General features: G+C 68.0%; 12 protein-coding genes. 10 read left to right on the top strand and 2 right to left on the bottom strand.

Going from position 1 to position 12,954, the window contains the following annotated elements; genetic code table 11:
- Positions 1 to 68 precede the first annotated feature (68 nt).
- Positions 69 to 1,037 carry a quinone oxidoreductase family protein gene (locus ACP3TE_RS01550; RefSeq protein WP_426734981.1) on the bottom strand — a complete coding sequence of 323 codons (969 nt, stop codon included), beginning with the start codon at positions 1,035 to 1,037 and terminating at the stop codon, positions 69 to 71.
- Between the two features lie 180 nt (positions 1,038 to 1,217).
- Here ACP3TE_RS01550 and argC point away from each other — a divergent pair, with 180 nt between their 5' ends.
- The 7 genes from argC (at position 1,218) to ACP3TE_RS01515 (ending at position 9,125) form a co-directional block, all read left to right on the top strand.
- Positions 1,218 to 2,249 carry an N-acetyl-gamma-glutamyl-phosphate reductase gene (argC, locus tag ACP3TE_RS01545; RefSeq protein ID WP_426734979.1) on the top strand — a complete coding sequence of 344 codons (1,032 nt, stop codon included), beginning with the start codon at positions 1,218 to 1,220 and terminating at the stop codon, positions 2,247 to 2,249.
- Positions 2,246 to 3,460: a bifunctional glutamate N-acetyltransferase/amino-acid acetyltransferase ArgJ gene (gene argJ / locus ACP3TE_RS01540; protein WP_332730558.1), complete on the top strand. Its 1,215-nt coding sequence runs from the start codon at positions 2,246 to 2,248 to the stop codon at positions 3,458 to 3,460. The genes argC and argJ overlap by 4 nt, the downstream gene beginning before the upstream one ends.
- A 21-nt stretch (positions 3,461 to 3,481) precedes the next feature.
- Positions 3,482 to 4,417 carry an acetylglutamate kinase gene (gene argB / locus ACP3TE_RS01535; RefSeq protein ID WP_426734976.1) on the top strand — a complete coding sequence of 312 codons (936 nt, stop codon included), beginning with the start codon at positions 3,482 to 3,484 and terminating at the stop codon, positions 4,415 to 4,417.
- Positions 4,414 to 5,673, top strand: coding sequence for an acetylornithine transaminase (locus ACP3TE_RS01530; protein ID WP_426734975.1), 1,260 nt, complete (start codon positions 4,414 to 4,416; stop codon positions 5,671 to 5,673). The genes argB and ACP3TE_RS01530 overlap by 4 nt, the downstream gene beginning before the upstream one ends.
- Before the next feature lie 52 nt (positions 5,674 to 5,725).
- Entirely contained in the window at positions 5,726 to 6,685 is a 960-nt protein-coding gene (argF, locus tag ACP3TE_RS01525; protein ID WP_105658130.1) for an ornithine carbamoyltransferase, read from the top strand.
- A 1-nt stretch (position 6,686) separates the two neighbouring features.
- Positions 6,687 to 7,190 carry an arginine repressor gene (locus ACP3TE_RS01520; protein ID WP_105658129.1) on the top strand — a complete coding sequence of 168 codons (504 nt, stop codon included), beginning with the start codon at positions 6,687 to 6,689 and terminating at the stop codon, positions 7,188 to 7,190.
- A gap of 99 nt (positions 7,191 to 7,289) precedes the next feature.
- Entirely contained in the window at positions 7,290 to 9,125 is a 1,836-nt protein-coding gene (locus tag ACP3TE_RS01515; RefSeq protein WP_426734973.1) for an HNH endonuclease signature motif containing protein, read from the top strand.
- Positions 9,126 to 9,205: 80 nt separating this feature from the next.
- Here ACP3TE_RS01515 and ACP3TE_RS01510 read toward each other — a convergent pair whose 3' ends face one another.
- Positions 9,206 to 9,757 (bottom strand): macro domain-containing protein, encoded by a 552-nt coding sequence (locus tag ACP3TE_RS01510; RefSeq protein WP_426734971.1) that lies wholly within the window; start codon positions 9,755 to 9,757, stop codon positions 9,206 to 9,208.
- 252 nt (positions 9,758 to 10,009) lie between these two features.
- On the opposite strand from ACP3TE_RS01510, the gene argH reads away from it, so the two are divergent.
- From argH to ACP3TE_RS01495, 3 genes are all read left to right on the top strand, one after another.
- A complete protein-coding gene (gene argH / locus ACP3TE_RS01505) occupies positions 10,010 to 11,425 on the top strand; it encodes an argininosuccinate lyase (protein WP_105658126.1) in 1,416 nt (471 codons plus the stop codon).
- A gap of 119 nt (positions 11,426 to 11,544) precedes the next feature.
- Positions 11,545 to 12,285: a maleylpyruvate isomerase family mycothiol-dependent enzyme gene (locus ACP3TE_RS01500; protein ID WP_105658125.1), complete on the top strand. Its 741-nt coding sequence runs from the start codon at positions 11,545 to 11,547 to the stop codon at positions 12,283 to 12,285.
- A gap of 105 nt (positions 12,286 to 12,390) precedes the next feature.
- Positions 12,391 to 12,930, top strand: coding sequence for an adenine phosphoribosyltransferase (locus ACP3TE_RS01495; protein ID WP_105658124.1), 540 nt, complete (start codon positions 12,391 to 12,393; stop codon positions 12,928 to 12,930).
- Positions 12,931 to 12,954 lie beyond the last annotated feature (24 nt).

Here is a 12,954-nt window from a genome sequence, read left to right as displayed (position 1 = left end):
GCCCGGCATCGCCCCGGTGCTTTCGGGGCAGATGCCGGCATGCCCAGGCTGCCGGTGCCCGGCCATCGCTAGGGAACCAGGATGACCTTGCCGGTGGTGGCGCGCGATTCCAGCGCGGCATGGGCCGCGGCGGCTTCGGCCAGCGGGAATTCGGCGCCGATGCGCACATCGATGTCCCCGGTGGCAACCCAGCCGAAGATATCGCCGAAGCGCCAGTGCAGCTCCTGCTCGGTGGCCAGGAAGTCATCGAGCTTCGGCCGGGTCACGCTCAGCGAACCGCCGGCGTTCAGGCGCTGCAGGTTGAAGTCCGGGACCTGGCCGCTGGCCCCGCCGAAGAGCACCAGGGTGCCGCGCCGGCGCAGGGCTGCCAGCGAGGTCTCGAAGGTGTCCTTGCCGATGCCGTCGTAGACCGCGTGCACGCCCGCGCCGCCGGTGACCTGCGCGACGGTGTCCGCCACCTGGTCGTAATCCACCACGTAGTCGGCTCCGGCCGCCTTGGCCAGGTCCTTCTTTTCCTGCGTGGAGGCGGTGGTGATCACGGTGGCGCCCTTGAGCTTGAGCAGTTGGGTGAGGATCAGGCCCACGCCGCCAGCGCCCGCGTAGGTCAAGACGGTATCGCCGGAGCGCACCATGTAGCTCGAATGCACCAGGTAGTGCGCGGTCATGCCCTGCAGCGGCAGCGCGGCGGCGATGTTAAGGTTCACCGCATCGGGCACCTTGCCCGCGCGCTTGGCTTCCACCAGCGCGTACTGGGCGTAGCCCCGGGAACCGGAGGCGGTGGCCACCCGGTCGCCCACATGGTAATTCTGCACGCCCTCGCCGATCTGCTCCACCACGCCGGAGAATTCGCTGCCCGGGGTGAAGGGGTAGTCCACCGTGTACACGCCGCTGCGCTGGTAGGTTTCGATGAAGTTCACGCCGGTGGCCGCGACCTTCACCAGCAGCTGGCCCGGGCCCGGGGCAGGGACCGGGATCTGCTCCGGGACCAGCCCGCTGGCATCGGTCGGTTCGTGAACCACAATGGCTTGCTGCTGCATAGTGCCGCGCTCCTTAGCTGCGTGTTTCGATCCCGGCACGCGATGCCGGGACGGTCTCTAGGGCCAGTTTAGGACTTCGGAGCGCTGCGCGGGCACCGTGGGGCGGATGTCGGGTTACGTGACGAAGAATTTTATGAATATTTATTAGCCTGCATGAATATTTCGCGGTAGAATCAGGTCATGACGATTTCAGTAGCCGTTTCCGGCGCCAGTGGATACGCCGGTGGCGAGGTCCTGCGCATCCTCGCGGCCCACCCAGAAGTAGAGATTGGCGCGATCACCGCGCATTCGCAGGCCGGGCAGCGGCTCGGCTCGATCGCCCCGCACCTGCATGCGCTCGCCGATCGCGTCCTGCTGGACACCACCGTGGAAAACCTCGCCGGGCACGACGTCGTGTTCCTGGCCCTGCCGCACGGCACATCGGCCGCCGTGGCCGCGGCGCTGCCCGAATCCACCCTGGTCATCGACGCCGGCGCGGACCACCGGCTGGAATCCGCCGAGGCCTGGGAGAAATTCTACGGCTCGGCGCATGCCGGCTTTTGGCCCTATGGCCTGCCCGAACTTCCCGGCGCGCGCGAAAAGCTGGTGGGCACCAAGCGCGTGGCCGTCCCGGGCTGCTACCCGACCGGAGCGCAGCTGGCCCTGGCTCCGGGCTTCGCCGCTGGCCTGCTGGAAGCCGACGACGTGGTCATCGTCTCCGCCTCGGGCACCTCGGGCGCCGGCAAGTCGCTGAAGCCCAACCTGCTGGGCAGCGAAACCATGGGCTCGATGAGCACCTACGGGGTGGGCGGGTCCCACCGCCACATCCCGGAAATGGAGCAGGGCTTCTCCCAGCTCGCCGGCGAACCGGTTACCGTCTCCTTCACCCCCACCCTGGCCCCGATGCCGCGCGGCATCCTGACCACCGCCACCGCCAAGGCCAAGCCCGAGGTGAGCGAAGCGCAGCTGCGCGAAGCCTGGTCCGCGGCCTATGCCGACGAGCTCTTCGTGCACCTGCTGCCCGAGGGCCAATGGCCCACCACCGGAGCGGTGCAGGGATCGAACCACGTCCAGCTGCAGCTGGCCTTCGACACCCACGCCAACCGCGTGATCGTCACCGCCGCACTGGATAATCTCACCAAGGGCACCGCAGGTGCCGCGGTCCAGTCGATGAACATCGCACTGGGACTGGAAGAAAACACCGGATTGCTCATGCAAGGAGTTGCACCGTGAGCCTCGCGCACACCAACACCCACCCATCCGCTGCCGCCACCGGGGTCACCGCACCGGCAGGCTTCGCCGCCGCCGGCGTCCCGGCAGGCCTGAAGTCCACCGGCAAGAACGACGTGGTCGTGGTCAAGAACCTCGGCCCGCAGTTCACCGCCGCCGGCGTATTCACCTCCAACCGCGTGGCCGCCGCCCCGGTGCACTGGTCCAAGCAGGTGCTGGCCGACGGCCGCATCGACGCCGTGGTGCTCAACTCCGGCGGGGCCAACGCCTGCACCGGCGCCGAAGGCTTCGCGAACACCCACAAGACCGCCGAATACGCCGCGCAGCTGCTCTCGGTTTCCGCCGGCGACGTGGCCGTGGCGTCCACCGGGCTGATCGGGATGCAGCTGCCCATGGACAAGCTGCTGCCCGGGGTCCAGGCTGCCGCCGGGGCGCTGGCCGACGACCAGAACGCGGCCGATGCGGCCGCCGCGGGCATCATGACCACCGACACCGTGCCGAAGCTGGTCTCCCGCATCGTCGGGGCACCGGGCTCCGGCCAGGTCATCATCGGCGGCATGGCCAAGGGCGCGGGCATGCTCGCCCCGGCGCTGGCCACCATGCTGGTGGTGCTCACCACCGATGCGGTGCTGACCTCCGCACAGGCCGATGCCGCGTTGCGCGCCGCCACCGCGATGAGCTTCGACCGCGCGGACTCCGATGGCTGCATGTCCACCAACGACACCGTGCTGCTGCTGGCCTCCGGCGCCTCGGGCGCCGCCCCGGACCTGGCCGAGTTCACCGCGGCGCTGACCGACGCCTGCTGCGAGCTGGCCGCGAAGCTGATCGAGGACGCCGAAGGCGCGGAGCACACCATCGCGATCCGCACCTTCAACGCCGCTACCGAGGCCGACGCCCTGGAAGTCTCCAAGGCCGTCTCGCGCTCCAACCTGGTCAAGACCGCGGTCTTCGGCAAGGATCCGAACTGGGGCCGGGTGCTCTCCGAAGTCGGCACCACCAAGGCCGCGTTCGAGCCCGATGAGCTGAACGTGTCGATCAACTCCGTGATGGTCTGCAAGAACGGCGGGGTGGGCGAGGACCGCAGCCTGGTTTCGCTCGAAGAACGCAACGTGTTGATCGAGATCGACCTGAACGCGGGCACCGAGGAAGCCACCGTGCTGACCAACGACCTGACCCACGACTACGTCCACGAGAACTCCGCCTACTCCAGCTAGGCAGAAACTAGGAACACTCCCATGGCCCACACCGCCCGCACCAACCTGGGCATCGCCCAGTCCAAGGCCGAAGCGCTCATCGAGGCGCTGCCCTGGATCCAGCGCTTCGCCGGGACCACGATGGTCATCAAATACGGTGGCAACGCGATGGTCAACGACGAACTGCGCCGCGCCTTCGCCGAGGACATCGTGTTCCTGCGCCACGCCGGGATCAACCCGGTGGTGGTGCACGGCGGGGGACCGCAGATCAACAGGATGCTCGACACCCTCGGGATCGAATCCGAATTCCGCGGCGGGCTGCGGGTCACCACCCCCGAAGCCATGGACGTGGTGCGGATGGTGCTCACCGGCCAGGTGCAGCGCGACCTGGTCGGCCTGATCAACTCGCACGGACCCTACTCGGTGGGCATGTCCGGCGAGGACGGCGCCACCTTGCAGGCAGTGCGCACCGGCACGGTCGTGGACGGCCTGCCCGTGGACCTGGGGCTGGTCGGCGAGGTCACGACCGTGCGCACCGACCAGGTGGACTCGCTGGTGGATGCCGGGATGATCCCGGTCATCTCCACCGTCGCCCCGGAGTTCGACGAATCCGGCGAGCCCACCGGCGCGGTGCTGAACGTCAACGCGGATACCGCCGCGGCCGCGCTGGCCACCGCGCTGGGCGCCGCCAAGCTGGTGATCCTCACCGACGTGGAGGGCCTGTACGCCGCCTGGCCGGACAAGTCCTCGCTGATCAGCTCGATCACCAACGACGAGCTGCGCACCATGCTGCCGTCCCTGGAATCGGGCATGATCCCGAAAATGGGCGCCTGCCTCAAAGCCGTCGACGGGGGCGTGGGCCAGGCCCACATCGTCGATGGCCGCGCCCCGCACTCGATGCTGCTGGAAATCTTCACCACCGCCGGCGTGGGCACCCAGGTGCTCCCGGCCTCCGCACAAAAGAAGGACGCCAAGTGAGCGAGCACGCCGCTGAAACCACCTCCTCCGCCCTGGCTGGAACCGCTGAAGCTGCCGGGCTGGCGCAGCTGTCCTCGGCCGCCCTGGCCGAACGCTACTCCACCTCCCTGCTCGGCGTCTTCGGCACCCCGCAGCGCGTGCTGGTGCGCGGGGCCGGCTGCCATGTCTGGGATGCCGACGGCCACCAGTACCTGGATCTGCTCGGCGGCATCGCGGTCAACACCCTGGGCCACGGGCACCCGCTGCTGGCTTCCGTGATCAGCAGCCAGCTGTCCACCCTGGGCCATGTCTCGAACTTCTTCACTTCCCCCAGCCAGATCGCGCTGGCCGAGAAGCTGCTGGACATCTCCGCCGCCCCGGCCGGCTCCAAGGTCTTCTTCGCCAACTCCGGCACCGAAGCCAATGAGGCCGCGCTGAAGCTGACCCGGCGCAACGCCGGCACGCCGCAGGCCCCGCGCACCAAGGTGATCGCCCTGGAGCATTCCTTCCACGGCCGCACCCTGGGCGCGCTGTCGCTGACCTACAAGGAAAAGTACCGCGCGCCCTTCGCCCCGCTGCCCGAAAACGTCAGCTGGATCCCGGCCGGGGACATCGACGCGCTGCGTGCCGCGGTGGACGAAACCGTCGCGGCGGTCTTCATCGAGCCGATCCAGGGCGAAGCCGGCGTGAAGATGCTCTCCGCGCAGTACCTGCAGGCCGCCCGCGACATCACCCGCGAAGCCGGCGCCCTGCTGGTCTTCGACGAGGTGCAGACCGGCATGGGCCGCACCGGGGCGTTCTTCGCCTCGGCCCCGGTGATCCCGGACGTGATGACCCTGGCCAAGGGCCTGGGCGGAGGCTTCCCGATCGGGGCGATGATCGTGTTCGGCGAGCAGAACACCGCCTGGCTGGCCCCTGGCGACCACGGCACCACCTTCGGCGGCAACCCGGTGGCCTGCGCCGCCGGCCTAGCCGTCATCCACACCATCGAATCCCAGAACCTGCTGGCCCATGTGCGCGCCACCGGCGACTGGCTGCGCGAGCAGCTGGCAGGCGTCGAGGGCATTGCCGCCGTGCGCGGCGCCGGGCTGCTCACCGCCTTCGAACTGGAATCCGCCAACGCGCCGAAGCTGGTCGCCGCGGCGCTGGATGCCGGATTCATCGTGAACGCCACCGACGAGAAGACCATCCGCCTGGCCCCGCCGCTGGTGATCACCACCGAGCAGCTGGACACCCTGATCGCGGCCCTGCCGCAGCTGATCAGCGCCGCCAGCTAGCGGCCGGCAGCAACTTCGCGACCACCCCCTGCGACAGCAAAGGACTAACACCATGAGCGCAACCCGCCACTTCCTGACCGACCTGGATTTCACCCCCGACGAGCAGTCCAAGGTGCTGGACCTGGCCGCGGCGATGAAGGCCGACAAGTACGGCTACCAGCCGTTCGCCGGCCCGCAGAGCGTCGCGGTCTTCTTCGACAAGACCTCCACCCGCACCCGCGTGTCCTTCCACGCCGGCATCGCCGAACTCGGCGGCTCGCCGCTGATCATCAACTCCGCCGATTCGCAGCTGGGCCACAAGGAGTCCATCGCCGATTCCGCCAAGGTGCTCGAGCGCATGGTCTCCACCATCGTGTGGCGCACCTTCGCCCAGTCCGGCCTGGAAGAAATGGCCGCGAACTCTTCGGTTCCGGTGATCAACGCGCTATCCGACGACTACCACCCCTGCCAGCTGATCGCCGACCTGCTCACCGTGCGCGAGCACAAGGGCAAGACCGCCGGGCTGACCATGGCCTACCTGGGCGACGCGGCCAACAACATGGCCAACTCCTACCTGCTGGCCGGGGTCACCGCCGGCATGCACGTGCGCATCGCCGGCCCCGAGGGCTACCTGCCCGAAGCCCGCATCATCGAGGCCGCGCAGCAGCGTGCCGCGCTGACCGGGGGATCGGCCACGATCACCACCGATGCCGCCGCCGCGCTGCAAGACGCCGACGTGGTCGTCACCGACACCTGGGTGTCCATGGGCCAGGAAGCCGAGAAGGCCGAACGCCAGCAGCTGTTCACCGGCTACTCGGTGACCGCCGAAGCCATGAAGCTGGCCAAGGACGACGCGATCGTGCTGCATTGCCTGCCGGCCTACCGCGGCTACGAGATCGACGCCGAGGTGATCGATGGCCCGCAGTCGGTCGTGTTCGACGAGGCCGAGAACCGCGTGCACGCGCAGAAGGCCGTGATGGCCTGGCTGATGGTCGCCTCCGGCCTGGCCGAAGATCCACGAGTGGAGCTCTAGGATGTCCGCCCAGCCAAGCACCAAAACCGCCCGCCAGGCCCGCATCCGCGCGTTCCTGGGCAACAACTCGGTCAAGTCCCAGGCCGAGCTGCTCGGCCTGCTCAAAGACGACGGGCTGGAAGTCACCCAGGCCACGCTCTCGCGCGACCTGGTGGAAATCGGAGCGGTGCGCATCCGCGACAACTCCGGGCAGCTGATCTACGCGGTGCGCCAGGAAGGCGGGGACCGTTCCCCGAAGACCGCGATCACCCAGGAAGTGCTCGACGCGCGCCTGGCCAAGATCTGCGCCGAGCAGCTGGTCACCGCCGAGGCCTCCGGGAATATCGTGGTGCTGCGCACCCCGCCGGGCGCGGCGAACCTGCTGGCCCTGGCCATCGACCACTCGCAGATGCCCTCGATCCTGGGCTGCATCGCGGGGGATGACACCATCATGGTCACCACCCGCGCGGCCGACGGTGGCGCCGAAGTGGCCGCCCGCTTCCTGCAGCTGGCCGAGCCGCGCTGACCGGCGCCGCCAGTCCATCGGGCGCTTGCCGCCGCGAACTTCTCCACAGTCCGCGGCGGCTTTGCCATGCCGGTCGAGATGGCGCCCGATGATCGGGGCATGGAACCACTTCAGAGCGCCAGCGCCACGAGCACCGCGGGACCCGCACTGGCCGCCAGCCTGGGGACCGTGGCGCAGCAGCTGGCCAGCGGCACCCCGCTGGACGCCGCCAGCTTGCTGCGCGCCGAAGCCGCGTGCCTGTTGCTGTTCCAGAACCTCTGCGCCCAGGCCTCGGGCTGCGCCGATCCGCGCCTCGCGCTAGCCCACGCCCACTTCGCCGAAGCATTCAGCCGCCAAGCTACCCGCACCGTTATCACGGCGGCGAGCCTGGTGGAAACCACCGCCGCCCACGCCCTGGACCTCGCGGAATTCGACCACCTGCGCGCGGGCACCACCGATTTCAGCGCCCCGCCGCGATTCGCCCCTGGCCGCACCCTCTACCTCGATGCGGCCACCGTCCTGTCCCAGATGCTCGATGTGAATTATTTCGAAGCCGACCGCCGCGTCAAGGACGCCCACCTGGTCCATGCCCGCAAGGATATCGCCGGCGCCGCCTGTGCCCCGCGCTTCACCCTGCTCGCAGAACACTTCGCCGGCACCCCCGCCCCTGGCACGCCAGTCGCAGATCCGTCCACGGAGGCCTTGCTGTCGCCGGCCGGCTGGGCCCTGCCTGGCCTGCACAGCACGCCGGATCCCCGCGAGGTGCTGAAAACCGCCCGCGCGCTGGACAAGTTCGAACCCGAAGACACCACTTTCGACGGCCTGCCCACCACGGCCACTGCCAAGGCCGCCGACGGCACCTTGCTGGAGGAACATGCCGCCGCGCACCTGAGGGAAGAACAGATCCGCATCCGGCAGAAGCACATCAATGGCTTGATCAAGGAGTACAAGGATGCGCACGATCAGGCTCCGACCCCGAAGCTGGGCCTCTTCCGCGGCAAGGTGGTCAACGGGGTCCATGAATTCATCGTCCGTGTCCGGGAAATCGACGCGGAACTCTGGGAATCGCTGATCACGCAGGCCGACAACAAGCGCACCAAGGCCGGCGCCGCCGCCCGCAAGGCCGCAGGCGCCGCCAGCGACAGCCCTTCCGGCGATGAGCACGGCGATACCGCAGAGCCGTCTTCCAGCGGACACCCCGTCCCGGAATCCGACGGCGGCGAGCATGCGCCTGATGGCAAGGCCGAGTGGGAAGAACCCGCGGAGCACCTCTGGAACAGCGACCAACCTGCTCCGGACTGGGCGGGCGTTGGCCTGCCAGCTCCTGCGGATGATGCCACGCCAGATCCCGACCCGCCGAACCCGCCGGGCACACCACTGCCGGGCTTGCCGGCAACTTGTTCGGTGCCCGAACGCCGGCTCAATGCGCTGAACGCAATCCTGCGCAATATCGGGCCCGACAGCCGGGGCAAGCGCATCACCCCCGAAATCGTGGTGCACGCGCGCTTCGAGGATCTCCAGAATCTCGCATCGCTCACCGGCATCAGCGCGCACGGCGTGCAAATTTCCGCGCCCCAGTTGCGCACCATGCTGTGCGAAGCCAAGGTGATCAGCCCGATCTACAACGCGGACGGGGTGATCATGGATATCGGCCGCGACGCCCGGCTCTTCCCGCGCTGGATGAAACTTGCCGCCCGCGACCGGGACGGCGGCTGCCTGGTCCCAGGCTGCACGGCAGACCCGGCACTGATCGAATTCCACCACTTCAAACCGTGGGCCAAGGGCGGCCATACCCGACTCCAGGACTGCTGCCCGCTCTGCGCACTGCACCACACCATGGTCCACAGCGGCTACCTGAAACTGGTCAAGATCAAGGGCCTGCCCCATGTCATCCTGCCCAAGCATCTGGATCCGCAGCAGCTGCCGCGGCGCAACACCTATTTCGCCCGCACCTAGCTACCCGACCTCGCAAAACTGCCGCGCCCTCGACTAGGAGTGCGCGGCAGAGTTCGTGCGTTGTTGCCATTCGGATCCGGTCAGGCGGCAATATCCTCCACGGCATCCAGCGAGAAAGCCCGCTCGAAGGCGGCCTGGACCTCATCGGTATGCGCGACCAGGATGATCTTGTGGATTGGCGAAATATGCTTATTGGTCTCGATCCACCGGCTGATCGCTGCATGGGCGATGCTGGCAACCTGCTCAGGATCCCACCCGAATGCCCCTGCGCCAATCGCCGGGAACGCGACCGAGTGGGCCTCGTGGCGGGCCGCGACATATAGGGAGTTCACGAAGCAGTCGTCGAGGATCTTGGGGTTCGGCTTGATCAGCGCCAAGTTGGGGGCCGCGGTGTGGACGACCCACTTGGCATACAGGTTGCCGGCCTTGGTGACGACGGCAATGCCCGAAGGAATCCCGTCGGGGTAGCGGTTGGCCCGGATTTCCCGGCAGGCGGCCAGCAGGCTGGGACCAGCAGCTGCATGGATCGCGCCGTCGACGCCGCCTCCACCGAGCAGCGAAGGATTGGCCGCATTGACGATGGCATCAACATGAAGGGTGGTGATATCACCCCGGTACAGCTGGATTTCCATTGGGTACCTCCGAGGAACGTTCCGTATCGGCTCTATGATCACACCATACGCCCGGGCGCTGAGTACTGGAAGAGGCAAAACTTAAGGTTTCCGGCGGGTTCCGGAGCCTGGCCAGGCCGCGCTGAGCAGGCCGCTGCGATAAGCATGTGATGCATGAATCGGCACACCGTTGCATAAATATGAGTTACATTGCATAAAGCTTTGCTAGAGTAGGGTGCAACGTCAATTTTCTCCGGCAGAAAGGAACGGGCCATGGCCTCGTCAACAAATGAAGGATCGCTCTGGGGCGGTCGCTTCTCCGGCGGCCCAGCCGATGCAATGGCAGCGCTGAGCAAGTCCACCCACTTCGACTGGCGCCTGGCCAGCTACGATATTGCCGGATCCCGTGCCCATGCCAAGGTGCTGAACCGCGCGGGCCTGCTCACCGATGCCGAGCTGGCAGACATGATCGCCGCCCTGGACCAGCTCGAAGCCGACGTCATCTCCGAGGCCTATGTCGCAGCACCAACCGACGAAGACGTCCACGGCTCGCTGGAACGCGGCCTGCTGGAGCGCGCCGGCACCGCCCTGGGCGGCAAGCTGCGCGCCGGCCGGTCGCGCAATGACCAGATCGCCACCCTGGGCCGGATGTTCCTGCGCGACCACGCGCGGATCATCGCCCGCGGCGTGATCGACACCCTTGACGCCATGGTCGAGCAGGCCAAGGCGCACCCCTATGCGCCGATGCCCGGGCGCACCCACCTGCAGCATGCCCAGCCGATCCTGCTCTCGCACCTGCTGCTGGCCTACTCCTGGCCGCTGCTGCGCGATGTGCAGCGCCTGGTCGACTGGGACAAGCGTGCCGCCGTGTCGCCCTATGGTTCCGGTGCGCTGGCCGGCCAGACCCTGGGCCTGGATCCGAACTTCGTCGCCGCCGAGCTGGGCTTCGACTCGGCCGTGCACAACTCGATCGACGGCACCGCCGCCCGCGACGTGTTCGCCGAATTCTCCTGGATCGCGGCCATGATCGGCGTGGACCTCTCGCGCGTCTCGGAGGAGGTCATCCTCTGGGCCACCAAGGAATTCAGCTTCGTGAAGCTGCACGATTCCTTCTCCACCGGCTCCTCGATCATGCCGCAGAAGAAGAACCCCGATATCGCCGAGCTGGCCCGCGGCAAGGCAGGGCGCCTGATCGGCGACCTGACCGGCCTGCTGGCTACCCTCAAGGCCTTGCCCCTGGCCTACAACCGCGACCTGCAGGAAGACAAGGAACCGGTGTTCGACGCCGCGGACACCCTGGAAATCCTGCTGCCGGCGGTCGCCGGAATGATGGGCACCTTGACCTTCAATACCGAGCGCATGGCGGATCTGGCCCCGCAGGGCTTCGCCTTGGCGACCGACATCGCCGAATGGCTGGTCCGCCAGGGCGTGCCGTTCCGCGACGCCCACGAGCTCTCCGGCGCTGCGGTGCAGCTGGCCGAATCGCGCGGCGTGGAACTGTGGGACCTGACCGACGAGGAATACGCCGGCATCTCCGAGCACCTGACCCCGGCGGTACGCGAGGTGCTCTCCACCGAGGGTTCGCTGAACGCCCGCAACGGCCAGGGCGGCACCGCCCCGAGCGCGGTCGCAGCGCAGCTCGCCGAGTTCGAGCGCCAGCTCGACCAGATCAAGGCCTGGGCCAAGTAGCACCGGGCAGGGCCAAGCGGCCGCCGCGCGGGAAGAATCCTGCCAGGCGGCCACTTGCGCGTTAACCACGGCTTCGAGCCCTTGCGCATTTGCGCCCGGTTCGCGCTAAAGTGTGATTCATGACTCGACTCCTGGCCCCTGCCGAACTCATCGCGCAGGTCACCACCGCATTGGATGAACTTTCCGTACAGGTGCGGGAGGTTCCCGACACCCAGTACAGCAAGCCCAGTTCGCTGCCGGGCTGGAGCACCGCCCAGCTGATCGCGCATCTGGCCTCCTTCGCGAAGGCCGCCGTGCGCCAGTTCGAGAACGCCGGAGCCCAGCGGCCGCCGCTGATGTACGACGGGGGCGCCGAGGGCCGGATCGAGGCGATCAACATGACCGCGCTGATGCGCCCGGAGTCCCTGCGCGCCTTGGCCGCCGACGCGTTGGCCCAGTTGCGCGCCACCCTGCCTGGTGCCGAAGCCACGTGGGAGCAGCCGGTGGGGTACCGCCCGGGGGCCAAGGCCGCGGACCTGATGTACGCGACCTGGCGAGAGATGCTGATCCACGCCACCGACCTGGACGAATTCCTGCGCCCGGCCGCCAGCTGGCCGCCGGCATTCAGCGCGCATCTGTTCCGGGCGCTCGAAGCCCGCGTTCCGGAAGGAACCCGCCTGGTGCTGCAGCCGCATGGCAAACCCCGGATGGTGCTCGGGGACGGGGCGAAATCGTGGGTGCTCTCGGGCGCCGATTTCGACTTGGCCGCATGGATGGCCGGACGCCCTGCGGCCGGGCCGGTGCAGGTTACCGCAGCCGCCGACGGGGCCGCGGACCCGCAGCTGCTGCCCTGGCCCAGCGATCGCTTGATGAACCGCTAGCCTGGATGGTTAACCGCCGTACCGCATGGACACCGCCCAAAATGTGCTCATGATTATGCACGATCGTGCGGCGTGCGGCGCGCGAAGGGACTAAAATTACTAGGCGTGACTACTTCTGAGAGCATTAGCGACCTGCTGGATCGACTGTGCGAGATCGTGCCCGACTACCCGCAGCCAGGGATCTCCTTCAAGGACCTCACCCCGGTCTTCGCCGACCCGACCGGCCTGCGCCGCATGGTCGACGAGCTGATCGCCCCCTTCGAGGGGCAGTTCGACATCGTCGCGGGCCTCGAAGCCCGCGGTTTCGTGCTGGCGGCGGCCGCCGCCTACGCCTCGGGCAAGGGCATGCTGACCATCCGCAAGGCCGGCAAGCTGCCGCGCGAGGTCTACCGCGACGAGTACACCTTGGAATACGGCACCAGCTGCCTGGAGGTGCACAAGGACGAGATCGCCCCGGGCACCCGCGTGCTGATTCTCGACGACGTGCTGGCCACCGGCGGCACCGTGGGTTCAGCGGTCCGCCTGCTGGAGCAGACCGGTGCCAGGATCGCCGGCGTCGGCGTCGTGCTGGAACTTGATGGCCTCGAAGGACGGGCCAAGCTGCCGGGGCACAAGGTCCTCTCCTTGCAGGTCGTCCACTCCTGAGCCGGACAGCGCGGTGCCGAAGCG

Source organism: Glutamicibacter sp. 2E12 (assembly GCF_050030965.1).
Classification (GTDB): Bacteria; Actinomycetota; Actinomycetes; order Actinomycetales; family Micrococcaceae; genus Glutamicibacter.
Note: the sequence above shows the minus strand (reverse complement) of the source record. Positions and strands in the feature narration are given on the sequence as shown.